At 44.8% G+C, this 22,194-nt stretch carries 37 protein-coding genes, 1 tRNA gene and 2 pseudogenes; 16 read left to right on the top strand and 24 right to left on the bottom strand.

What is annotated here, in order from left to right; genetic code table 11:
• Positions 1-173 precede the first annotated feature (173 nt).
• A complete protein-coding gene (locus FQ015_RS21740; RefSeq protein ID WP_001663509.1) occupies positions 174-407 on the top strand; it encodes a YlcI/YnfO family protein in 234 nt (77 codons plus the stop codon).
• Between the two features lie 56 nt (positions 408-463).
• Positions 464-874: a DUF1398 domain-containing protein gene (locus FQ015_RS21745; protein WP_000079508.1), complete on the top strand. Its 411-nt coding sequence runs from the start codon at positions 464-466 to the stop codon at positions 872-874.
• A 351-nt stretch (positions 875-1,225) separates the two neighbouring features.
• Here the strand turns inward: FQ015_RS21745 and FQ015_RS21750 are convergent, their stop codons facing one another.
• Genes FQ015_RS21750 through essD form a run of 4 tightly spaced genes read right to left on the bottom strand, consistent with a single transcriptional unit; the run spans position 1,226 to position 2,542 of the window.
• The gene (locus FQ015_RS21750) at positions 1,226-1,378 is read right to left on the bottom strand and encodes a hypothetical protein (protein ID WP_001139678.1); all 153 of its coding nucleotides are present in this window, start codon (positions 1,376-1,378) and stop codon (positions 1,226-1,228) included.
• A complete protein-coding gene (locus tag FQ015_RS24010; protein ID WP_072650489.1) occupies positions 1,366-1,833 on the bottom strand; it encodes a lysis protein in 468 nt (155 codons plus the stop codon). Before FQ015_RS24010 ends, FQ015_RS21750 begins: the two co-directional genes overlap by 13 nt.
• The gene (gene rrrD / locus FQ015_RS21760; protein WP_001135261.1) at positions 1,830-2,327 is read right to left on the bottom strand and encodes a lysozyme RrrD; all 498 of its coding nucleotides are present in this window, start codon (positions 2,325-2,327) and stop codon (positions 1,830-1,832) included. The genes FQ015_RS24010 and rrrD overlap by 4 nt, the downstream gene beginning before the upstream one ends.
• The gene (gene essD / locus FQ015_RS21765) at positions 2,327-2,542 is read right to left on the bottom strand and encodes a phage lysis protein EssD (RefSeq protein ID WP_000839596.1); all 216 of its coding nucleotides are present in this window, start codon (positions 2,540-2,542) and stop codon (positions 2,327-2,329) included. Before essD ends, rrrD begins: the two co-directional genes overlap by 1 nt.
• A gap of 573 nt (positions 2,543-3,115) precedes the next feature.
• On the opposite strand from essD, the gene FQ015_RS21770 reads away from it, so the two are divergent.
• Positions 3,116-4,213 (top strand): porin, encoded by a 1,098-nt coding sequence (locus tag FQ015_RS21770; RefSeq protein ID WP_000737266.1) that lies wholly within the window; start codon positions 3,116-3,118, stop codon positions 4,211-4,213.
• A 189-nt stretch (positions 4,214-4,402) separates the two neighbouring features.
• On the opposite strand, the gene quuD is transcribed toward FQ015_RS21770, so the two are convergent.
• The 17 genes and pseudogenes from quuD to FQ015_RS21850 all read right to left on the bottom strand — a co-directional run bounded on the left by quuD (position 4,403) and on the right by FQ015_RS21850 (position 13,242).
• Positions 4,403-4,786, bottom strand: coding sequence for an antitermination protein QuuD (quuD, locus tag FQ015_RS21775; RefSeq protein WP_001204780.1), 384 nt, complete (start codon positions 4,784-4,786; stop codon positions 4,403-4,405).
• 53 nt (positions 4,787-4,839) lie between these two features.
• Positions 4,840-4,908, bottom strand: a pseudogene (locus FQ015_RS24420) (YlcG family protein); the annotation flags it as partial.
• Positions 4,905-5,267 carry a crossover junction endodeoxyribonuclease RusA gene (gene rusA, locus FQ015_RS21780; RefSeq protein ID WP_044687701.1) on the bottom strand — a complete coding sequence of 121 codons (363 nt, stop codon included), beginning with the start codon at positions 5,265-5,267 and terminating at the stop codon, positions 4,905-4,907. The gene rusA and the pseudogene FQ015_RS24420, both read right to left, overlap by 4 nt.
• Positions 5,264-5,554, bottom strand: a complete 291-nt coding sequence (locus FQ015_RS21785) for a DUF1364 domain-containing protein (RefSeq protein WP_000774486.1) — start codon at positions 5,552-5,554, stop codon at positions 5,264-5,266. Before FQ015_RS21785 ends, rusA begins: the two co-directional genes overlap by 4 nt.
• Positions 5,547-5,717, bottom strand: coding sequence for a NinE family protein (locus tag FQ015_RS21790; protein WP_000224914.1), 171 nt, complete (start codon positions 5,715-5,717; stop codon positions 5,547-5,549). The genes FQ015_RS21785 and FQ015_RS21790 overlap by 8 nt, the downstream gene beginning before the upstream one ends.
• On the bottom strand, positions 5,717-6,172 hold the full coding sequence (gene ybcN, locus FQ015_RS21795; RefSeq protein ID WP_001356995.1) for a DNA base-flipping protein YbcN: 456 nt from the start codon (positions 6,170-6,172) through the stop codon (positions 5,717-5,719). The genes FQ015_RS21790 and ybcN overlap by 1 nt, the downstream gene beginning before the upstream one ends.
• The gene (locus FQ015_RS21800) at positions 6,169-6,270 is read right to left on the bottom strand and encodes a hypothetical protein (protein WP_001303586.1); all 102 of its coding nucleotides are present in this window, start codon (positions 6,268-6,270) and stop codon (positions 6,169-6,171) included. Before FQ015_RS21800 ends, ybcN begins: the two co-directional genes overlap by 4 nt.
• 116 nt (positions 6,271-6,386) lie before the next feature.
• Entirely contained in the window at positions 6,387-7,184 is a 798-nt protein-coding gene (locus tag FQ015_RS21805) for a helix-turn-helix transcriptional regulator (RefSeq protein WP_000881075.1), read from the bottom strand.
• A 9-nt stretch (positions 7,185-7,193) separates the two neighbouring features.
• Positions 7,194-7,745, bottom strand: a complete 552-nt coding sequence (gene ybcL / locus FQ015_RS21810) for a Raf kinase inhibitor-like protein YbcL (RefSeq protein ID WP_001445652.1) — start codon at positions 7,743-7,745, stop codon at positions 7,194-7,196.
• Between the two features lie 464 nt (positions 7,746-8,209).
• Positions 8,210-9,736, bottom strand: coding sequence for a recombinase family protein (locus FQ015_RS21815; RefSeq protein ID WP_001356996.1), 1,527 nt, complete (start codon positions 9,734-9,736; stop codon positions 8,210-8,212).
• Between the two features lie 57 nt (positions 9,737-9,793).
• A complete protein-coding gene (gene ylcJ, locus FQ015_RS21820; RefSeq protein ID WP_001299444.1) occupies positions 9,794-9,943 on the bottom strand; it encodes a protein YlcJ in 150 nt (49 codons plus the stop codon).
• A gap of 47 nt (positions 9,944-9,990) precedes the next feature.
• Positions 9,991-10,323 (bottom strand): multidrug efflux SMR transporter EmrE, encoded by a 333-nt coding sequence (gene emrE, locus FQ015_RS21825; RefSeq protein WP_001070442.1) that lies wholly within the window; start codon positions 10,321-10,323, stop codon positions 9,991-9,993.
• A 67-nt stretch (positions 10,324-10,390) separates the two neighbouring features.
• Complete coding sequence (locus FQ015_RS21830; protein ID WP_000145915.1) at positions 10,391-10,693, bottom strand: protein ren; 303 nt, start codon at positions 10,691-10,693, stop codon at positions 10,391-10,393.
• On the bottom strand, positions 10,690-11,391 hold the full coding sequence (locus FQ015_RS21835; RefSeq protein ID WP_000788815.1) for a replication protein P: 702 nt from the start codon (positions 11,389-11,391) through the stop codon (positions 10,690-10,692). Before FQ015_RS21835 ends, FQ015_RS21830 begins: the two co-directional genes overlap by 4 nt.
• Positions 11,388-12,407, bottom strand: a complete 1,020-nt coding sequence (locus tag FQ015_RS21840; RefSeq protein ID WP_000147893.1) for a replication protein — start codon at positions 12,405-12,407, stop codon at positions 11,388-11,390. Before FQ015_RS21840 ends, FQ015_RS21835 begins: the two co-directional genes overlap by 4 nt.
• Positions 12,404-12,943: a toxin YdaT domain-containing protein gene (locus tag FQ015_RS21845; protein ID WP_001182903.1), complete on the bottom strand. Its 540-nt coding sequence runs from the start codon at positions 12,941-12,943 to the stop codon at positions 12,404-12,406. Before FQ015_RS21845 ends, FQ015_RS21840 begins: the two co-directional genes overlap by 4 nt.
• 68 nt (positions 12,944-13,011) lie before the next feature.
• Positions 13,012-13,242, bottom strand: coding sequence for a transcriptional regulator (locus tag FQ015_RS21850; protein WP_001067458.1), 231 nt, complete (start codon positions 13,240-13,242; stop codon positions 13,012-13,014).
• 104 nt (positions 13,243-13,346) lie between these two features.
• Here FQ015_RS21850 and FQ015_RS21855 point away from each other — a divergent pair, with 104 nt between their 5' ends.
• The 12 genes and pseudogenes from FQ015_RS21855 (at position 13,347) to FQ015_RS21910 (ending at position 19,683) form a co-directional block, all read left to right on the top strand.
• Complete coding sequence (locus tag FQ015_RS21855) at positions 13,347-14,036, top strand: S24 family peptidase (RefSeq protein ID WP_000858975.1); 690 nt, start codon at positions 13,347-13,349, stop codon at positions 14,034-14,036.
• A 595-nt stretch (positions 14,037-14,631) separates the two neighbouring features.
• A complete protein-coding gene (locus tag FQ015_RS21860) occupies positions 14,632-14,838 on the top strand; it encodes a phage encoded cell division inhibitor protein (protein ID WP_000233576.1) in 207 nt (68 codons plus the stop codon).
• A gap of 75 nt (positions 14,839-14,913) precedes the next feature.
• Positions 14,914-15,210 carry a host-nuclease inhibitor Gam family protein gene (locus FQ015_RS21865; protein ID WP_000995439.1) on the top strand — a complete coding sequence of 99 codons (297 nt, stop codon included), beginning with the start codon at positions 14,914-14,916 and terminating at the stop codon, positions 15,208-15,210.
• Between the two features lie 5 nt (positions 15,211-15,215).
• Complete coding sequence (gene bet / locus FQ015_RS21870) at positions 15,216-16,001, top strand: phage recombination protein Bet (protein ID WP_000100847.1); 786 nt, start codon at positions 15,216-15,218, stop codon at positions 15,999-16,001.
• Complete coding sequence (locus tag FQ015_RS21875; RefSeq protein WP_000186833.1) at positions 15,998-16,678, top strand: lambda exonuclease family protein; 681 nt, start codon at positions 15,998-16,000, stop codon at positions 16,676-16,678. Before bet ends, FQ015_RS21875 begins: the two co-directional genes overlap by 4 nt.
• On the top strand, positions 16,675-16,836 hold the full coding sequence (locus tag FQ015_RS21880; RefSeq protein ID WP_000682294.1) for a DUF1317 family protein: 162 nt from the start codon (positions 16,675-16,677) through the stop codon (positions 16,834-16,836). Before FQ015_RS21875 ends, FQ015_RS21880 begins: the two co-directional genes overlap by 4 nt.
• A complete protein-coding gene (locus FQ015_RS21885; protein ID WP_001356999.1) occupies positions 16,829-17,386 on the top strand; it encodes a phage N-6-adenine-methyltransferase in 558 nt (185 codons plus the stop codon). Before FQ015_RS21880 ends, FQ015_RS21885 begins: the two co-directional genes overlap by 8 nt.
• Positions 17,387-17,462: 76 nt before the next feature.
• The gene (locus tag FQ015_RS21890) at positions 17,463-17,678 is read left to right on the top strand and encodes a hypothetical protein (RefSeq protein ID WP_000188870.1); all 216 of its coding nucleotides are present in this window, start codon (positions 17,463-17,465) and stop codon (positions 17,676-17,678) included.
• A 98-nt stretch (positions 17,679-17,776) separates the two neighbouring features.
• Complete coding sequence (locus FQ015_RS21895) at positions 17,777-17,995, top strand: TraR/DksA family transcriptional regulator (protein ID WP_000763390.1); 219 nt, start codon at positions 17,777-17,779, stop codon at positions 17,993-17,995.
• 47 nt (positions 17,996-18,042) lie between these two features.
• Positions 18,043-18,321 carry a DUF4222 domain-containing protein gene (locus FQ015_RS21900; protein ID WP_000488407.1) on the top strand — a complete coding sequence of 93 codons (279 nt, stop codon included), beginning with the start codon at positions 18,043-18,045 and terminating at the stop codon, positions 18,319-18,321.
• A pseudogene (locus tag FQ015_RS24425) lies at positions 18,293-18,358 on the top strand (helix-turn-helix domain-containing protein); the annotation flags it as partial. The gene FQ015_RS21900 and the pseudogene FQ015_RS24425, both read left to right, overlap by 29 nt.
• Before the next feature lie 161 nt (positions 18,359-18,519).
• Complete coding sequence (locus FQ015_RS21910; protein ID WP_001299447.1) at positions 18,520-19,683, top strand: integrase; 1,164 nt, start codon at positions 18,520-18,522, stop codon at positions 19,681-19,683.
• 15 nt (positions 19,684-19,698) lie between these two features.
• Here the strand turns inward: FQ015_RS21910 and FQ015_RS21915 are convergent.
• Positions 19,699-19,775 (bottom strand) — tRNA-Arg (locus tag FQ015_RS21915).
• 242 nt (positions 19,776-20,017) lie between these two features.
• Between FQ015_RS21915 and fimZ the strand changes: the two genes are divergently transcribed.
• Positions 20,018-20,650, top strand: coding sequence for a fimbria biosynthesis transcriptional regulator FimZ (gene fimZ / locus FQ015_RS21920; protein WP_000805420.1), 633 nt, complete (start codon positions 20,018-20,020; stop codon positions 20,648-20,650).
• A gap of 2 nt (positions 20,651-20,652) precedes the next feature.
• Here fimZ and sfmF read toward each other — a convergent pair whose 3' ends face one another.
• Together sfmF and fimH are read right to left on the bottom strand one after the other, a co-directional pair.
• Positions 20,653-21,168 (bottom strand): fimbria assembly protein, encoded by a 516-nt coding sequence (gene sfmF, locus FQ015_RS21925; protein ID WP_039021582.1) that lies wholly within the window; start codon positions 21,166-21,168, stop codon positions 20,653-20,655.
• 10 nt (positions 21,169-21,178) lie between these two features.
• Entirely contained in the window at positions 21,179-22,186 is a 1,008-nt protein-coding gene (gene fimH / locus FQ015_RS21930; protein WP_000691082.1) for a type 1 fimbria D-mannose specific adhesin FimH, read from the bottom strand.
• Positions 22,187-22,194 lie beyond the last annotated feature (8 nt).

Consider the following 22,194-nt stretch of genomic DNA (forward strand, 5'->3'; position numbering starts at 1 on the left):
ACCCGCAAAATGATAATAATTATCATCTACATGTCACAACGTGCATCTACGCAATCAAACCACGTCAAATAATCAATTATGACGCAGATATCGTATTAATTGATCTGCATCAACTTAACGTAAAAACAACTTCAGACAATACAAATCAGCGACACTGAATACGGGACAACCTCATGTCAACGAAGAACAGAACCCGCAGAACAACAACCCGCAACATCCGCTTTCCTAACCAAATGATTGAACAAATTAACATCGCTCTTGATCAAAAAGGGTCCGGGAATTTCTCAGCCTGGGTCATTGAAGCCTGCCGCCGGAGACTGTGCTCAGAAAAAAGAGTTTCTCCTGAAGCAAACAAAGAAAAGAGTGACATTACTGAATTGCTCAGAAAACAGATCAGACCAGATTGAAGCAATTTAGATAATCGTGCAGACTACGCCCCTCATATCACATGGAAGGTACTACAATGGCTCAGGTTGCCATTTTTAAACAAATATTCGATAAAGTGCGAAATAATTTAAACTATCACTGGTTTTATTCTGAACTAAAACGTCACAATGTCTCACATTACATTTACTATTTAGCTACAGAGAATATTCATCTTGTTCTTGAAAACGATAATACGGTTTTAATAAAAGGACAGGGTAAGGTTGTAAATGTAAGATTTTCAAAAAATAAATGCCTTATAGAAGCCACCTTAAAAGGATTCAAATCAGGAGAGTTATCATTTTACGAATACAGGAAAAATCTTGCTACAGCAGGGGTTTTCAGATGGATTACAAATATCCACGAAAACAAAAGGTATTACTATACCTTTGATAATTCATTACTCTTTACTGAGAACATTCAGAACACTACACAAATATTTCCGCACTAAATCATAACGTCCGGTTTCTTCCGTGCCAGAACCGGACTCGCTGGCATGATGAAATATGTGTACCCGGTAACCCCGGTGTGCATCGTTTTTGATTATTCCCGCACACTCGCGCAGAAGGAGTTCCCCGTCGGGCTACGGTCTCTGTTAATACGGGAATACGGCGACGATACAGCGCATGATGTGTCAGGCTTGAATACCTTTATCCTTTAAAAGGGATATCAGTTAAGTTATCCCGTGTAGGGTATAAACCATTATCAAAGCCACTCTGTAGGAAGTGGCTTTTGTAATGGCAATAAAAAGCCCCGCGAATGCGAGGCTAAATCCTGGTATTTGTAATGACTGGCTCTTATCTCAACGCAGCCCCTTACCGCGCGCAAAATGCTCAATATCAAGCATCAGCAATGAGATGTTTAATCTGGATTCACTCCAGAAGTGAGCACCACCCTGTCTACAGAGCCAGATGTGAAGGATGATGAGTAAAATTATCGCTATCATCGAAGGCATTGCGTCCTGATGTATTCCTGAAGCGTTCTCAGTGCTGTTTGGTCGCGGATAATTCCGTCCCGGATACCGAGAACGTTTCGTCCAGCAACTGGAGAGAGTTCGACGGTGGCATCATTGCCCATGCCGGAGGCGCTGGAGGTTTCAGCTGAGGATGGCACAGGGCATTTTCCTTTGACGAGCACCCGACCACCATTATCAAGCTTGCGCCGAAGAGCATCATTTTCAGCTTTCGCATCAGCTAACTCCTTCGTGTATTTATCATCGAGTGCATCAGCATCACGCTGGCGCTGCTGCATGTGAGTAATGGTGGCGTTCGCCTTCTCCAGTTCACTGGCCTTGTTATCGCGCTGTTCTTTGTAGGCGATTGCATTATCACGGTAATGATTAACAGCCCATGACAGGCAGACGATGATGCAGATAACCAGAGCGGAGATAATCGCGGTTACCCTGCTCATTGTTGCCCCCACAAACAGACCTCACGCTCAATCTCACGACGAGTCATCAGGCCTTTCCATTGCTTACCGCCAGCGTATGCCCAGCGACGTAGCTGGTCACATGCGCCCTTGATATCGCCCTGGTTTATTTTGCGAAGAAGAGTAGATGTTCTGAAATTGCCTGCGCCCACGTTATAGACGAACGAGTAAAGAGCGCCGCGCGTTGTTTCCGGTATATCGACTTTGATGTACGGGTTAATTTGTCTGGCTACCGTGGCAAGGTCTTTATTCAGGAGGGCTTTGCATTCTGCTTCGGTATACGTTTTACCGGGAATGATGTCTTTTCCTGTATGCCCGTGACATACAGTCCATACGCCAACGATATCTTTGTATGGTATGTAGCTGACACCTTCCAGACCATCGTTACCACTTGGGCCAGTGATTAACACTGATGCTATAGCAATTGCTCCGCCACCAATAGCAGCAGCAACGGCTTTTCGTAATGATGGAGGCATTATTCACCTCTCGCAGCCTTGCGCTTATCTTCTTTAATCTTGAAATAAAGGTTTGTCAGGTACGTCAGCAGGCCAAATACCAAGCTACCCAGCACTCCAATTGCCGCCCACTGTGAGGGCGTGACTTTATCTAGCAGCTGTAAAAACCAGTACCCGGCACTACCTGCTGAGGTGCCATAGGCGACACCCGTTGTTAACTTATCCATGGATTTCATAACCCCACCTCGCAGACAAAGCGGGTGTAAATTGAGGGAATACTACGAAACGTAACAGACTCGGAGTCAGTGAATAACTCAGGTATTGGGTTATCAGCTAATATCGAGACTCAAAAAATGGAAAAACCCGCTCGACGGCGGGTTTAAGCTGTGTGACGAAGTAACCACTCTTAACAGCATAACCAATTTTTTACGTACGTAAACCACTAAATGATATTTGCGAGAATGCTACCGAGTATTGAAAACACCACTACAAATACATAAGCAAATCTCAACAAATAACCAACAAATAATTTCTAGTGTTATTTTTAGCCGATTTAAATTGAACCTTCAAATCATAGAGCACTTATAAATAACAACCGTTAATATAAATTGGCTAATAGATTTATTTTTATTCAGCCAAGAGCCATGAATAGGATTCGATAGAAAAAAGTTCAGATAAAAATAGAGATCTACTTCACAAATCAAACGAGAAACCAAAACTTACATCTTGAAATAATCATATTGATTAGATGAATATTTATCGCGCAGTGACATCATTTTTTAATAATAGTTCAAAAAAAAGGGCTCACGATGAAAAAATTAACAGTGGCAATTTCTGCTGTAGCTGCATCAGTACTGATGGCGATGTCTGCTCAGGCAGCTGAAATTTATAATAAAGACAGTAACAAGCTGGATCTGTACGGGAAAGTTAATGCTAAGCACTACTTCTCCTCTAATGATGCAGATGATGGTGATACTACTTATGCCCGTCTTGGCTTCAAAGGTGAAACCCAAATCAACGATCAACTGACTGGTTTCGGTCAGTGGGAATATGAATTCAAAGGCAACCGCGCTGAATCTCAAGGTTCCTCCAAAGATAAAACCCGTCTTGCCTTCGCTGGCCTGAAATTCGGTGACTACGGCTCCATCGATTACGGCCGTAACTACGGTGTAGCATACGACATCGGTGCGTGGACTGACGTTCTGCCAGAATTCGGTGGCGATACCTGGACCCAAACAGATGTGTTCATGACTGGTCGCACCACTGGTGTTGCAACCTATCGTAACAACGACTTCTTTGGCCTGGTTGATGGTCTGAACTTTGCTGCTCAGTACCAAGGCAAAAACGATCGTAGCGATTTCGATAACTACACCGAAGGTAACGGTGATGGCTTCGGTTTCTCTGCTACCTATGAATACGAAGGATTCGGTATCGGTGCAACTTATGCGAAATCTGATCGTACCGACACTCAAGTTAATGCAGGGAAAGTTCTTCCTGAAGTATTTGCTTCCGGTAAAAATGCAGAAGTTTGGGCCGCAGGTCTGAAATATGACGCTAACAACATTTACCTGGCCACTACCTATTCTGAAACCCAGAATATGACTGTATTTGCTGATCACTTCGTTGCTAATAAAGCTCAAAACTTCGAAGCTGTTGCACAATATCAGTTCGATTTCGGTCTGCGTCCGTCCGTTGCTTACCTGCAATCTAAAGGTAAGGATCTTGGAGTATGGGGCGATCAGGACTTAGTCAAATATGTTGATGTAGGTGCCACCTATTACTTCAACAAAAATATGTCAACTTTCGTTGATTACAAAATCAACCTGCTTGACAAAAATGACTTCACTAAAGCACTCGGTGTAAGCACTGATGACATCGTTGCTGTAGGTCTGGTTTACCAGTTCTAATCTGATTACGAAAAAGATATGTTGCGGGAGGCTTTGCCTCCCCAACATATAAGTGGCTCCCTCAAGCCACTTCCTTTAGGAGCACAACCTTGCTTCTAACTATATAAACCTTCTGTTATATATTACCCTTTATTTTTGGGGGCGTCTCGACGCCCCATTTTTAATAATTTTTAGTAAACAATTGGCATATTAATTAGAGTTATTAACAACGATATCCATCTCTAACCGGATATCTAATGCCATTAACATCCCTTCAATTATACCCTCAGCCTTCTGTAACCTTTTCCCGATATAACCATCAGAGCAGCAATGCTTACCTGCCAGTGACATGAATGTCATACCGACTACATAATAATCTACTAATAAATCGTGCAAATCGCTGTTGTTCTTTTTCAGACGGGCCATGCACCCGCAAATGATCATCGCGTCATCGTCACAACATTGCGGGCGAGATTTTACTTTTGAAGGAATTAATCCCTTAAAACCGGCAGCAATGGATGACCAGGTTACATCCTCGTGGTTATTAGCCGCCCATGCCCCCCAACGCTCAAGAACCATCTGAATATCACGCATCAACTTTCCCCACAAAAATCAGGCTAGCACGCCAATTGCCAGCAAAAATCAATAAAACGATATAAGCGCAGGCGCGCCCAGCGGCGGCGAAGACGTTCTGCCATATAAGACTCAAACATCATTCATCTCCCAGTTCAGTGATGGTCAGTTCCAGCTTCCCACCTTTGGTAACAGGCATCTTCACAACGCGGTAATCAACGACCTGAACATCATCCAGCCAGAAACCTGCTTTGGTAAGTGCGTCAAAAGCAGCTTTTTGCAGATTATCCAGGTCACGGCGACGGCGATCCGGCATGTGACACTCAATGCGGATTTTCACAGGAATAGCCAGGCCGATATCCAGCATTGCGTTTTTAATGATTCGGGCGACGTTATCGCGGTATGCCTGCCCCTCTGCGCTGATGTGCGTGCGCCCGCGATTATGGCGGTAATAGCGATTATTGCTCGGAGGCCAGGGTAATGTGATGTGGTAAGTATTCACGCCTTGATTACCCCCTCTTTCAGCCAGATAACCTGCGTTCTCGCCATACCTTCCAGCGCGCATTCTTTTGCATATCCAGCGTCAACAAAATGCGTGCGACGGTCGATTTCGTCGTGGCAGGCAGAACATGCAATGGTGGCAATCAGGTCTGGCGGTTTGGTACCGGTGCCGCACAATCCAGTCAGCCGGATATGTGCCAGTACAGACGTTTCAGGGTTGCCATTACATACGCCAGGGATTCTTACCTGGCATTCCCGACCACGCGCTGCTTTTCTCAAATCAGCCATGATTCCTCCTTGCTGCCAGTCGCAACCATTTTTTATCAACCAGGCTGGCGGTATATCCGAGCAGTGTTGGTATTTCGGAAGGCTTCAGCTCCGGTTTACGCTTACGACGATTTGGTACTCTGTAGATGTGTCCGTTCATGACACGAATAAGCGGTGTAGCCATTACGCCTCCTGTTTGTCGCGGAGCTGCTGGAACTCGCAGCTCTGCGGAATAGTCAGGTGGCAGCCAATATTCATCGCCCAGGCTTCAACCTTACACAGGAAGACATACATCTCTCCGGTATCAAGATCGGAGGTATGGCGTAACGACTGGATAGTGGTGATATCACCGGTTACGACATCAACCAGGTCTTTGGTTTCATAACCGAGATATGTGTGTTTGAGAGCATCTTTTACCCAAGCTGGAGTGGCGAACGTTTTACCCTTGCTGATGAGGTATTCACTGATTTCGCTGTACCACATGTGGCTGAGTGCATTCTGGGAAAGACTGCGTCTCTCGCGCCACGGTTTAAGCACCATGCGAAAGCATTTTCCGTCCTCCAGATAAGGCTGGATCTGCTGGCCGATAGCGGTGAAGTTACCGCGATGCAGTTTGATGCCATCTTGTGGTAGGTTCACGCTTCACCTCCGCAGAGGTCAAACGCTAGATGCAAAGAATTGCAGGTGCATTTCTGCATCTGTGAAGGGAGAAGAGAGTTTGGATTGTATGTGCGCATAAACGTCCCCGTTTAGCGCAGAAGTCACCGGAGTTGTTCAGGCTCCGGTGACATAATTATGCCGTGTTGATTTCCCAAAATCAAAATCGATAGAATTGCTCCTTCTTAAAACACTTTTACTCTCTGGAAGCTTTTCTTATCTCTCTTGGTGTTATATTAAAACGATTATGAAATCTTTCTGTAAAACGAGAAGGACACTTATAACCATTTTCTCTGGCAATCTCGCTTATAGGTTTTACCGTCGTTTGTATAGCAGACAACGCATTATTTAACCTCACATCGTCCAGTATACTTTGGAAACTTACCCCCTCGCTTGCTAGACGGCGATGTAATGTAGAAACAGAAATGTAGAGATATCGAGCAACCTTGTTTGCTGTCCATTTTGTGCCGGGTTCGGATAGCAGCAGGTTATAACAACGACTTATCAATGATTGTTTACTATATGATAAAAGTAAATGATTAACATGATTCACTCCTAACGAAAGTAGAACGCCCATTGCTAAGTGCTCCTGAATTTTAGTTGAGAAGCCTCGGGAAACAGATGTTTTTAGTTGCTCCCAACAATATATTAACTCAGGATTCTGAGGTAAAAAGAAACTTGTTTTGTTACGTATTTGATCAGTTACCGTATAAAGTTTTTGGAAACTCTCAATTAAATCAATGGGTAAGTAAAGCATTTCTGCAAGATAAAGCCCTGCTTCAGGATAATTCTCAATATAAAATTCATAACCACAAGGAAATAATATTATTTGATTATTATCAACAGTTAAAGTATGCGTCTCCCAATTGATAACTTTCTTTCCCTGACGGATACGACACAAAGCTGGCATAAGAGGCTTAACCCTATGAATCTCATGATGTTTATGCATCCGTATTTCTTCGATCTTTAAGTTAGTCTTACCTCTTGCCAGCATACTCTCACCCTACTTTATCTCATAAACTGGTGTTATCTCAGCGGTTGCGATTTTATTAGCATTAAGCATATAACCAACTAACGCTCCGCTGGAGTTAGAATCTACAGGAATCTTTTCAGTTTTTAGAGCCCATACTTTAAACTGGTAATGATGTGGTTTATCTCCTTTAGGAGGACATGCGCCACCAAACCCAGCATAGCCAAAATCATTTCGGCCTTGAACAGCACCAGTCGGCAGTTTTGTTCCATCACGTCTCCCTGCATCAACGGGCAAATATGTTATTGTTGCTGGAATATTAACAACAGTCCAATGCCACCAACCACTGCCTGTAGGTGCATCTGGATCATATACAGTTACGGCAAAGCTTTTGGTACCTTCAGGAACACCAGACCAGGTTAATGAGGGCGATGTATTACCACCTTCACACCCAAATCCAGAAAAGACATGAGACGTTGTAAGTTGCTCTCCTGTTTTTATTTCATTACTAGTGACCTGAAATGCTGCAGCCTGCGCAGAAAATGTTATGAATGCCAATACAGTTGAAACGATAAGTGTTTTCATAAAAACCTCTTTGTTATGACCTATCGTTATTTTATTTGATATTCCTTTATCTCATTATGCATAAAGGCGCAATGTTTATGCAAAAGCAATCACAATTGTACCCCCAACCCAATTATTTGCCACAATATACACAAAGCACATTGATACTATCTAAAAACTCTGCTTTATTATTAGTAATACCTACGAAAGTCGGTGTTATTTTTTAACCTACCATTCAAAATACGTGACATACACCATTTTGCTCATAATAATTTGTCACGTATTTTCAGTATTTGAATCTGCGACCAAGAGTTCTCACCTAACAAATGATTAAGATTGTATAGCTCATTTACTACCCCAATACAGCCGTACAAAACTCGCTTGTGGGAGCAAACAAAGTAATTACCCATTAAGTTTCGTCAAAGATAATTAATTCTGTCTTGCACTTTATCACCATAGCATAACTTAAAATCCGAGATCATTATTTAGAAATAAATCTCACCATCAACCATATATTTGAGAGCACTTATCGCCTGCTGGGCGGATATTACTTTCATTAAAGGATAGTGTTTAAAAACAATGCCATTCATAAAATAGATATCACAGGTTTTATTATCCGTATTAATTATGATTTTTTCGAATGTTTTATAGGCAAGTGTACGGCATAACTCTCGTCCATTTTTACTGGTTAAGTCAATAGCATAAAAATCACTGAATGAATTTACACCTTTACTCTTCAAAGTTTTCAATGATACCGAAGCCCTTCGTAATTCCTTATCTAATAGTCTTATTTTCTCTGCTATAGCGGTAACTTCAGGCGCGACAGACAATGCAACGATTAAATTATTAATTTTCATCTGAAGCTCAATAATTTTTAACTCTAAAGTTTCATTAGCATCTTTCTTGTTTTCAACTGGTTGAATTTTGCTACAATTAAAAAGCAATTCATTAATGATATTATAATCAACCAAATCTCTTTTTATTGATGGCCTGTCACATCGATGTAATCTTCTCATCGGACAAACATAATAGCCATGCAAACTTCCAGATACCGCATGAACAATCATGGTATTACCACAAGCCTCACACTTCATAACTGTTCGAAGTAGATTTATTAGCATAGGATTCTTGCTACTATTGCTAATACCAAAAGGTGCCAACCGAATTTCCTGTACAGCGTAAAACAAATCATCTGATATAATTCTGGGATAATAGCCAGCGATTTCACTTATCCCTTTCCCTCTTGCACGATATGAAGGTACGCATATACCTATCAGAGCTTTATTCGCTAATAATTTTTCAATTACAGAAGGTCCCCATGCACTTTCTTTTCCTGAGAAATTCTTTACAGCATGATCATTTAAATACTTGGCTATTGCATTCAATGAGCGCCTTTCCATCCTGAGTTTAAAAATTAGCTCAATAGTTTTCACCCTGTCGGGGTCTGGAACAAAAGCCGTTCTTTTGTCATCTAAGGAGAGCCATCTCGGACAAGACGCCGTCATAATCGTACCTGATTCCATTGCATCCTGCCGTTTTTTCTTCCATGATAATTTAACCCGACTTGACTTTATCTCGCTTTCTTCATTTGCCCTTTGTGCTATAAGTATGGCTTTTATTAATGAATATGGCTCATTCAAAGAGTCAATATTATAGACTGTATTGTCGCAAAGAGTTATAACATCAATACCGTGATTCAAAATCAATTTCAGACGTTCAATCGCTTCACCGACTTTTTCTCTTGAAAGTCTGTCCAGACTTTCAACTAACAATGTAGTTCCTGGCAATATATAACCATGCTCTATAGCATCTAAAAATTCCGAAAAAGCTCCTGATTGTGCATGCTTTCCTTTGAATGCACTTAATCCTAAATCTTCATATGTTATGGTATCAAGATAATAATCACTATTTACCTTTAACCATTCAGCAATAAGTCTTCTCTGTCGGTTTAATGAGTCACCAGACATCTGACCTGGTGATGAAAATCGCATATATGCTATGGCTTTTTTCATGGTGACACCTGCTAACGTATGCTTTTATAAACCTTAGTGGTGGGATATAATTTTTGTTTAATTTTTATTTAAAAAGACAATTAAGGTCACATTATCTTGAATATACAACAATAATCGTATTGCAATTTTCTTACGCCATAATCTTGAAAGCACAAAAGAATACATAAAAAATAAAGACATTAACAAAAAGCATAAAACGAGGCTCATATAAATATAAGAGTCTCCATATTTTAGTCGTTTAGAAACAAATTATTTTAATGTGGTGTGCTTCGTGACAATAAATTAATAACCAACACACCGGCACAAATCAACATCATGCCTATAATGGCTGGCAGGTCCAGCCGTTGGCCGAAAAATCCCCATGACAGTAAACTAATCAGGACAATACCGACTCCTGACCAGATAGCATAAGCAATCCCTGTAGGAATATAAGCCAGCGTCTGAGCTAATAACCAGAATGATGCACAATAACAAATAATTGTACCAACAGATGGCCATAACCGTGTAAAACCTTCTGAAAACTTCATTAAGGTTGTACCAATGACCTCTGCAAGTATTGCACCACCAAGATAAATATAAGGGTTCATAGCATATTCTTTCCTGTTCAAACTGGAGAGAATTGTACTACAGTTTGAACTCAACTCACCTGTTTCATCATTGTGTTCCCATTGATGTTCTTTTATATACCCTCAATACCCGTTTCATCGCGGCACTCTGGCGACACTCCTTAAAAATCAGATTCGTGCTCACCTTTCCTTCCCGTTCTTCTCTGGTAGCGAACCGGTAATACACCGTTCGCCAGACCTTACCATCAACGACCAGGATTCCTGCCCGCGCCATTTTAGCCGCAGCCTGATTTATGCTGGTTACGGTTGCGCCTGTTACCGCGGCAACGTCCTGTGCACAGAAGCTCTTATGCGTCCCCAGGTAATGAATAATTGCCTCTTTGCCCGTCATACACTTGCTCCTTTCAGTCCGAACTTAGCTTTAATTTCTGCGATCTTCGCCAGAGCCTGTGCACGATTTAGAGGTCTACCGCCCATAACAGGAAGTTGTTTTACTGGTTCAGGTATCGTCTCACCACGGTTAATTCGCGCTGTCATACAGGTCAGTTCATCGGCAGCCTTGCGCCGTAATTCCGCGTCAGTCAGCGCATTGGCCCGCATGTTCTGGTACAAGTTGGTAACCAACCAGTAATGCGCGTTCGATTTCCACGGATAAGACTCTGCATCCGGATACAGGCCACGCTTCCGGCAATACTCGTAAACCATATCAACCAGCTCGCTGACGTTTGGCAGCCCGGCGTTAACAGATGCTTCTTCCCGGCACCAGGCGACAAACTGCCCGGGTGATGGCAGGAATGGTCGATTCTGCCGACGGGCTACGCGCATTCCAGCGTTAACCTGTTCCATTGTGGTGATCCCGTTTTCCCGGAAAGCCAGAACCCACTGGCGGCGGATTTCGTTCAGTTCATTCTGGTCACGGTTAGCCAGGCTCGCCGGGAAAGTTGCCAGTAACTGGCTTAACACACCGTTGATGATCTGCGCTACCTGCTGTACCTGTGGCTTTTCGTCGTACTGTTCCGGCATGTTGTTGGCGATCCGGCGCATCTGCTCACAGTCAAAGTTAACCATCTGTGCGGCGATGTTTTTCATAGCTCCACCCCGTAAATCCAGTCAGTGTTCGTCAGGTCGAGTTTTGGTTTGCCGGCTGTCACGCCAGCCTGTTGCTTGTTTCGGTTGATTTCGAGCTGGGTCCACTTGTCGCGGAGTTTGGCCGGACTTAGCACGTTACCGGACCAGAAGTTGTCCTGGCATGCCCAGCGGAACAGCACGCACATGTCGCGGTGGTTACGTCCGTCACGTTCACGCATCAGGCGGATATCGTTAGCCCACCCTGCAAAATTCGGTTTTCTGGCTGATGGCGCGATGGTCTTCACCATGTCAAACATCCACTCTGCGGCGGTCAGGTCTTCTGCTGTCCCCCACTTGCTGCCGCTCTGAATTGCAGCATCCGGTTTCACCACAGGAAGATCGTTTTCTGGTTGGTCAGAGGATTCGCCAGAATTCTCGGACGAAAAAGGTTTTATATTGTCTTTTGTTAGTTTGTCTTTTGTGTTTACCTGATTCGGGTAAACGCCTTTACCTGATTTGGGTAAACTTTTTTTACCTGATTCAGGTAAATTTACCTCTTTCAGGTAAACTTTATTTTTCTTACCTGATTCGGGTAATGTTGACCATTCACTGACCACATTATTAATGCCGGTATTCCGCCCGCTCTGAATAAAAATCCCACGCTTTACCAGAACACTTTTTGCAGCAGAACACTTGTGCGGCAATATCCCGGTTAATTCGGAAAGTTGCTCGTTGCTAACCCAATCCAGTTTTTTATTAAAGCCATATGTTTTGCGCATGACAGCCAGAAAGACCAGAAGCTGGTGCTGTGTTAATCCGGCCAGCATCACAGCTTCCAGCAACTCATTTGCAATGCGCGTATAACCATCATCGAGATCTGCCACGCGCGGCTCCTTTTGTGCCGCATCCGGCACTGGAAAATTGAATATCTCAGCAGTGTTTGCCATAATTCCTCCCGCAATGAGTGTGTTACGATTTGCACCTGAAAGTCGGTTCTGTTCCAGCAGACCGGCTTTCGCCATTTCTGAACCTGTCATATCGCCCCCAGCATGGTAGTAACCATCGCCATCAATGGACCAGCCAGATCTGGGTCCACACGAAACATCGACACAATACCTTCACTAATTTCCTTCAGTTTCTGGTGGCGTGGTGCGTTGAGAATGACAGCCTGTTTTGCCTCACTGAGTTCCTTTTCCATTTCAGCCAACCTAGCCATGAAGCTATCCTGCTCAACCAGGTAACCGCGATATTCCAGCGGTAGTACCGCCAGAATTGCCGGGGTCAGTTCACGCACGTTATTTCGGTATTTTTCAGAATCGAATTTGTTATCGAGGAAGCGGAACAGCTTCTGGCGTGCACGGCTGACATCATCAGGGAAATCGATGGTGCCGCCGCCCTGCTCCCGATACTCATTCACAATGAGTGTGGCAACGACATCCTGATTATCTACAGCCGACCAGGCGCGGACGGCATCACGGATTTTTTCGTGGCCTGGCACCTGTTTTGTTTGAGAACGATTTATCACCGCAGTCGGGCTAAATCCGCTAGTCTGTTGGTATGTAAGTGGTTGCATAATTGCTCCTTTAGTTTGAATTGACTGTTAAGTTGATTGCTTATTGTTAAAGAGCGTGAAATGGAAATTTAAGCTGCGTTCTTTTCGGTGTGTGGAAACAACTTCGGAAGATCCGGGCGAATCTGGTATGCCTTCACTACTCCACCAGTAGCCGTAACAATGCTGCCGACATGTTCAGGGGATACCTTTGCTTTGTTGTGAAGCCACTTATAGACGGCCTGCTGTGAAACTTCGCAAGCAGCGCCCAGTTTCTTTTGTGAACCAACGATATTGATCGCTGTTTTGATAGCTGGGTTCATAACAACCTCCGTGGTTAATTTGAATCAAAATTAAAACTATGGTTGTTTTTAGTCAACAACCATTTTCGTTTGATGGAATAAAACCTTGGTTGTACATTTGGACTATGAAAACAACACTCTCAGAAAGACTTAAAGAAGCCAGATTAGCGCGAGGCCTTACACAAAAGGCGCTTGGGGATTTGGTCGGGGTTAGCCAGGCTGCTATTCAGAAAATCGAAACAGGGAAAGCTAATCAAACAACTAAAATCGTGGAGATCGCGAACGCTTTGGGTGTGCGCGCAGAATGGTTATCTTCTGGCGTTGGAAATATGTCAGACAGTACAGTGCAACCAATACAATCAACTGTCAGCCATTCCAAATACTTCAAGATTGACGTTCTTGATATAGAAGTCAGTGCTGGGCCGGGAGTCATCAACCGTGAGTTTGTAGAAGTTCTACGCTCGGTTGAGTACTCGTTTGACGATGCTCGTCACATGTTCGATGGTAGGAAGGCGGAAAATATCCGCATCATTAACGTGCGTGGTGACAGCATGTCAGGAACGATCGAACCAGGTGATCTGCTGTTCGTTGATATCACAGTTAAATCTTTCGACGGTGATGGTATCTATGCGTTTCTGTACGACGACACAGCCCATGTAAAGCGCCTGCAAATGATGAAGGATAAGCTGCTGGTCATCTCTGATAACAAAAGCTACTCACCGTGGGACCCGATCGAGAAAGACGAGATGAACCGGGTGTTCATCTTCGGTAAGGTTATTGGGAGCATGCCGCAGACATATAGGAAGCATGGGTAGTACCAATTAAAAATTATCAACTGGGCATTGTGCTCATTCAGTAAAGAACTAATTCCTATCTTTGCTCTAGGTAGTAATATTAAGCCACCGCAATAATATCTTTACCTAACGGCGTAAGAATCCCGGTCACCGTGCCGGGTTTTCTTTTGCCCTCCCCTCATCACACACACCGTTAAAAAAACCACCATAACCTCGCTTCAGTTATCGCTATGCGATTCAAGTCACAAAATAAATCCATCCTACATACAACCAGTTATATCTAAAGCAACCAATAAAACAACTTTTGTTGTTGACGATAAAACAACTATAGTTTTAAATAAGTTCATCGCAACAACACAACGATACGGCAACTACCTGATTCACCGTTGCGATGACCGCTTAGATCCGCAGTTTGAATTTCAGCAGGCTTCGGGGAGTGCGAGGGGTGAAACGGACGCGTGAACGTCGGTGTGACCAGCTGAAATTAACTCAACATTTCATACCTTAGTCGCTTCAACGAGGCGGCTTAGTTATGACAACCGGCGGCCATCCACCGCCTGAATACGCGCAGAAGTCTCTATATGTTCAGCAGCCCAGCTTACGGGCAGGAGTTTTTATGGTTCATCAACATTATGGAACGCAGACCGTTAATCGAGGTGCGGTCATGCCAGGAATGCTGGTCAAACACAAAGATGGTACCTGGACTGCATCAGCTAATTTACGCGGACGGCTTTATCTGCATCGCGGCATCGAGCGCACTTATACCCGTGATTTGCTCGTGGAAGTTTTTCTCGACGGACGCGGTAACGGCCTGAATCACTAATCCCCTTTCCTGTTTTCCTAATCAGCCTGGCATTTCGCGGGCGATATTTTCACAGCCATTTTCAGGAGGTCAGCCATGAACGCTTATTACATTCAGGATCGTCTTGAGGCTCAGAGCTGGGCGCGTCACTACCAGCAGATCGCCCGTGAAGAGAAAGAGGCAGAACTGGCAGACGACATGGAAAAAGGCCTGCCCCAGCACCTGTTTGAATCGCTATGCATCGATCATTTGCAACGCCACGGGGCCAGCAAAAAAGCCATTACCCGTGCGTTTGATGACGATGTTGAGTTTCAGGAGCGCATGGCAGAACACATCCGGTACATGGTTGAAACCATTGCTCACCACCAGGTTGATATTGATTCAGAGGTATAAAACGGATGAGTACAGCACTCGCAACGCTGGCAGGGAAGCTGGCTGAACGTGTCGGCATGGATTCTGTCGACCCACAGGAACTGATCACCACTCTTCGCCAGACGGCATTTAAAGGTGATGCCAGCGATGCGCAGTTCATCGCATTGTTGATCGTCGCCAACCAGTACGGCCTTAATCCGTGGACGAAAGAAATTTACGCCTTCCCTGATAAGCAGAACGGCATCGTTCCGGTGGTGGGCGTTGATGGCTGGTCCCGCATCATCAATGAAAACCAGCAGTTTGATGGCATGGACTTTGAGCAGGACAATGAATCCTGTACATGCCGGATTTACCGCAAGGACCGTAATCATCCGATCTGCGTTACCGAATGGATGGATGAATGCCGCCGCGAACCATTCAAAACTCGCGAAGGCAGAGAAATCACGGGGCCGTGGCAGTCGCATCCCAAACGGATGTTACGGCATAAAGCCATGATTCAGTGTGCCCGTCTGGCCTTCGGATTTGCTGGTATCTATGACAAGGATGAAGCCGAGCGCATTGTCGAAAATACTGCATACACTGCAGAACGTCAGCCAGAACGCGACATCACTCCGGTTAACGATGAAACCATGCAGGAGATTAACACTCTGCTGATCGCCCTGGATAAAACATGGGATGACGACTTATTGCCGCTCTGTTCCCAGATATTTCGCCGCGACATTCGCGCATCGTCAGAACTGACACAGGCCGAAGCAGTGAAAGCTCTTGGATTCCTGAAACAGAAAGCCACTGAGCAGAAGGTGGCAGCATGACACCGGACATTATCCTGCAGCGTACCGGGATCGACGTGAGAGCTGTCGAACAGGGGGATGATGCATGGCACAAATTACGGCTCGGCGTCATCACCGCTTCAGAAGTTCACAACGTGATAGCAAAGCCCCGCTCAGGAAAGAAGTGGCCTGACATGAAAATGTCCTACTTCCACACCCTGCTGGCTGAGGTTTGCACCGGTGTGGCTCCGGAAGTTAATGCTAAGGCGCTGGCCTGGGGAAAACAGTACGAGAACGACGCCAGAACCCTGTTTGAATTCACTTCCGGCGTGAATGTTACTGAATCCCCGATCATCTATCGCGACGAAAGTATGCGCACCGCCTGCTCTCCCGATGGTTTATGCAGTGACGGCAACGGCCTTGAACTGAAATGCCCGTTTACCTCCCGGGATTTCATGAAGTTCCGGCTCGGTGGTTTCGAGGCCATAAAATCGGCTTACATGGCCCAGGTGCAGTACAGCATGTGGGTGACGCGAAAAGATGCCTGGTACTTTGCCAACTATGACCCGCGTATGAAGCGTGAAGGCCTGCATTATGTCGTGATTGAGCGGAATGAAAAGTACATGGCGAATTTTGACGAGATGGTGCCGGAGTTCATCGAAAAAATGGACGTGGCACTGGCTGAAATTGGTTTTGTATTTGGGGAGCAATGGCGATGAAGCATCCTCACGATAATATCCGGGTAGGCGCGATCACTTTCATCTACTCCGTTACAAAGCGAGGCTGGGTATTTCCCGGCCTTTCTGTTATCAGAAATCCACTGAAAGCACAGCGGCTGGCTGAGGCGATAAATAATAAACGGGGGCTGTATGACTGATTTCACCGGAAGCAATACTCCTGCCGAACATCGCGACAGCTGGCGCACACCACCAGAGATTTTTGCTGCGCTTAATGCAGAGTTCGTTTTTCAACTTGATGCTGCCGCCAGCGAAAAAAACCAACTATGTCGGCTTTTTATCTCACAGGAGCAGAATACATTAACCACTTCATGGCCTGAAGCAATGGGATATGCCTCTGGTTATGTCTGGTTGAATCCACCATACAGCAATATTTCCCCTTTTGTGAAAAAGGCAGCCACTGAAAACAAATTCAGTAGTGTGGGATGTGTAATGTTATTGCCTGCTGACACATCTGTCGGATGGTTTCATGAAGCGATACAAACCGCCAGTGAGGTCAGATTCATCACGGCAGGACGACTGGCATTTATTAACCCACTCACTGAGAAACCCGTCAGTGGAAATAATAAAGGCTCGATGCTCATTATCTGGCACCCATACCCCCGTACACACTGCCACTTTACGACCGTTGATCGTGGAGAGTTGATGGCGTTCGGCTCAAGGATTCTTGCCCGTCGGGAGGCTGCATGACAACCACGGAATGCATTTTTCTGGCAGCGGGCTTCATATTCTGTGTGCTTATGCTTGCCGATATGGGACTTGTTCAATGACACCTCAGCAGGAAAACGCCCTTCGCAGCATTGCCCGTCAGGCTAATTCTGAAATCAAAAAAGCCAGACAGCAGTTTCCGGATAAAAACGTCGATGACATTTGCCGTAGCGTACTTAAGAAGCACCGCGAAACGGTAACGCTGATGGGATTCACACCGACTCATTTAAGCCTGGCGATCGGCATGTTAAACGGCGTCTTTAAGGAACGGTGAACATGAAAAGCAAAATCATCAGGGAGCTACAGGCTCCTTTTTTATTGTTCGCATTCATCCTCAAGCGTATTAACCAACAATTCAGGGATTAATGGAAGATGGCAGACATCATTGATTCAGCATCAGAAATCGAAGAATTACAGCGCAATACAGCAATAAAAATGCGTCGTCAGAACTACCAGACTGTATCCGCAACTCATTGTTGTGAGTGTGGCGATCCGATAGATGAGCGAAGACGCCTGGCTGTTCAGGGTTGTCGGACTTGTGCAAGTTGCCAGGAGGAGATCGAACTTAAGAACAAACAATGGGGACTGTGATGGCCTCAAAGCAGCAAATTTCAACATCGTCCAACTGAGGTGTAAAAATGTTCAGAATCATTTTTCCTAACACCTGGTACGTCGACCACCACGGCACTCCCTGCAAAATCCTGCGTTCTACCCACAACAAAGTTCACTACATCCGAAAAGGCAGAACATGTATCGCCAGCATGTTCCGCTTTAATCATGACTTTGAACCTGTGAATAAAGCTGATGCAGATCGGATAGCAGAAGAGATCGAAACGGCAGAACACATTAAGAAGTTACGTGACATGCGTTCAAAAAGCAGAGGTAACCATGGAATCATACAGCCTCACACTCGATGAGGCCTGTCAGTTTCTTAAGATATCCAGACCAACCGCCACCAACTGGATACGAACAGGCCGCCTACAGGCAACACGTAAAGATCCAACCAAGCCAAAATCTCCTTACCTCACAACACGGCAAGCCTGCATTGCGGCGCTTCAGTCTCCGCTGCATACTGTCCAGGTGAGCGCGGGTGATGGCATAACAGAGGAAAGAAAATGTCACTCTTCCGCAGAAATGAAATATGGTATGCCTCGTATTCGCTCCCGGGCGGGAAACGAATTAAGGAATCTCTTGGCACAAAGGACAAGCGGCAAGCTCAGGAGTTGCACGACAAGCGAAAAGCAGAACTCTGGCGAGTAGAAAAGCTAGGGGATTTACCTGATGTCACTTTTGAAGAGGCCTGCCTAAGATGGCTTGAGGAAAAAGCTGATAAAAAATCTCTCGATTCAGATAAAAGCCGGATTGAGTTCTGGCTTGAACATTTTGAGGGTATAAGGCTTAAAGATATCTCGGAGGCAAAGATTTACTCTGCTGTAAGCAGAATGCATAACAGAAAGACGAAAGAAATATGGAAACAGAAAGTTCAGGCCGCCATCAGGAAAGGTAAAGAACTGCCTGTTTATGAACCAAAGCCAGTATCAACTCAGACAAAGGCAAAGCATCTTGCCATGATAAAGGCCATTCTCCGTGCTGCAGAACGCGACTGGAAGTGGCTGGAAAAAGCGCCTGTCATCAAGATACCAGCGGTCAGAAACAAGCGAGTCAGATGGCTGGAAAAGGAGGAAGCAAAACGCCTTATTGATGAGTGCCCCGAACCACTGAAATCTGTCGTCAAGTTTGCGCTGGCAACTGGTCTGAGAAAGTCGAACATCATAAATCTGGAATGGCAACAAATCGACATGCAGCGACGAGTTGCCTGGGTGAATCCAGAAGAGAGCAAATCAAACCGCGCCATTGGTGTGGCGCTGAACGATACCGCCTGTAAAGTGTTGCGTGATCAAATAGGCAAGCATCACAAATGGGTGTTTGTACATACCAAGGCGGCTAAGCGAGCAGATGGAACATCAACGCCTGCGGTCAGGAAGATGCGCATCGACAGCAAGACATCATGGCTATCAGCTTGTCGTCGTGCAGGAATTGAAGATTTCCGTTTCCATGACCTCAGACACACCTGGGCAAGCTGGCTGATTCAGTCAGGCGTTCCATTATCAGTGCTTCAGGAAATGGGCGGATGGGAGTCCATAGAAATGGTTCGTAGGTATGCTCACCTTGCGCCTAATCATTTGACAGAGCATGCGAGGAAAATAGACGACATTTTTGGTGATAATGTCCCAAATATGTCCCACTCTGGAATTATGGAGGATATAAAGAAGGCGTAACTGATTGAATTGTAATGGCGCGCCCTGCAGGATTCGAACCTGCGGCCCACGACTTAGAAGGTCGTTGCTCTATCCAACTGAGCTAAGGGCGCGTTGATACCGCAATGCGGTGTAATCGCGTGAATTATACGGTCAACCCTTGCTGAGTCAATGGCTTTTGATCTGGTTGCTGAACAAGTGAACGACCACGTCTGATTTTCTGATTTATTTCGCTATAGCGGCAAACAAACGCACCCCGCTGCGCATCTGAATCAAGAAAACCCGTATTTTCATGTATCAAAGTACAATTTCCAGCCCTAACGGAAAATTGTCCTACCCTGTGAGACTGGTAACTATGAAACCAACGTCGGTGATCATTATGGATACTCATCCTATCATCAGAATGTCTATTGAAGTTCTGTTGCAAAAAAACAGTGAATTGCAGATTGTCCTGAAAACGGATGATTACCGCATAACCATCGATTATCTCCGAACCCGTCCTGTTGATTTAATCATTATGGATATAGACTTGCCCGGTACAGACGGTTTTACCTTCCTGAAAAGAATCAAACAAATCCAGAGTACGGTGAAGGTATTATTTTTATCATCAAAATCAGAATGCTTTTATGCGGGCAGAGCGATACAAGCGGGTGCTAACGGTTTTGTCAGTAAATGCAATGATCAGAATGATATTTTTCATGCCGTTCAGATGATTCTCTCTGGATACACTTTTTTTCCCAGTGAAACGCTCAACTATATAAAAAGTAATAAATGCAGCACCAATAATTCAACAGCTACGGTGCTATCTAATCGTGAAGTGACTATATTACGCTATCTGGTTAGCGGATTATCTAATAAAGAAATTGCCGACAAACTATTACTTAGCAATAAAACAATTAGTGCGCATAAATCTAATATTTATGGCAAACTCGGTTTGCATTCAATTGTAGAACTTATCGACTACGCCAAATTATATGAATTAATATAATATTAATTATAATTGATCATAAATATCGCATCCGCTTTCGCCACACCTGGTTGGACACCGCTGGCTAACGCTCGATAATTGGCAAAAAAGTTTAGCGTTACATTGCCATTTGCATCTACCTCCTCAGTCGGGCTCGCCTCGCCCAGCGCGAGCCGGGAGCGATCGCTCTTGCGTAATTCGATAGCGACGGTTTGTGCCATTGCGGGATCGTCCAGGGCCAGCAGGTTGGTATCGGATGCCGGCGTTCCCGTAAATAAAATCGCGACTGATCCCGGAGGACATCCCTCCAGCCGCAGGCTAAAAGGGACGAGTGCCGTGGTATCGCCAGCGGTCAGTAGTTGTGTCGTAGGCCATCTGCCTAAATCTACCGTCTTATCAACATCCGCTGTGTTTACGGTACAGGAGAAATCAACAACGTTACCGTGCAAATTGATATTAATCGTTCCTAAAGGGTCAGCTGCCCAGCCACTGGAACTCCACAGTAGCCCGCAGAAACAGCTAAAGATTACTCTTCTCATTCTCCGTACCTCATTGATAATCGACGCGTAAATACCCCAGCGCGCTAAACGGCCCTTCGGTCGGTTTTTGACCGGTAATACTGATAGGCCAGGCGCGAAGTGTGACATTGGCTGCCGCAGCTGCATCCAGACGGAAAGGAATAACGCTATTGAGATCGTTAGGCGTGATCGGCGTATCGTTCTGATCGGCGACAATAAAACCTAAATCCTGATTGTCCGACACCATCGCCTGACCAGAAACGGCACTGGCTTCCAGACGCATTGTTAAATAAGCCTGCGCAGCAACATTCGTACATTTGATCGCAATATTCTTGGTTTGCGGCATGACACCATTAGGTCGATTCCCCGGCCCTGCCGCACTAAATAACGATGCACCGATATCACCAAAATCAAATTCAACAATTTGCCCGGCATTTAATTCGCAGTTTTGCGGTACTTCAACCCGGCCACCAAAACTAATGGTATAAACAGGTGTAACCAACGGATCGTAAGGCGTTGATGTCACATACACGGTAAACATCACCTGTCTGGGGATCTCCACCATGTTAATAAAAGGACGAATAACCTTTAAACGAAATATCAAACGAGAATCCATCACCCCGAACGGAAGGTTTTGCGAAACGTTAGGATCTGTTCCCATACGGATATAATTTTGCGGGGGAAATTGAATATCCATCACGCTATCAACCAGACTCATCGCACCTAATAGATAATCATTTAATTGCATATATTTATAATTATCGATAGTTTCCTGAACAACAAAGTTGGTGACATAACTACGGTATGTATAATTCACCAGCGTGCCGGGTGGGCAAATTGCTGACACACCTACCCAGCCGGATTTTTCCGGTAAAACAACAATCTGACCTGGCTGGTTATTGGTGCTATTAAAGACATTTGAGAGATCATAGTGTTCATCTTCTGCTACGCCAGTACTATTTGCACAAACAGTAGCCCAGGATATGTTTGTTAACCACAAACATGCCATTGCTAATAATGACCTGCAGATTATCTTCATTGATAATT

It is taken from the genome of Escherichia sp. HH26CH, assembly GCF_009820205.1.
Classification (GTDB): Bacteria; Pseudomonadota; Gammaproteobacteria; order Enterobacterales; family Enterobacteriaceae; genus Escherichia; species Escherichia coli_F.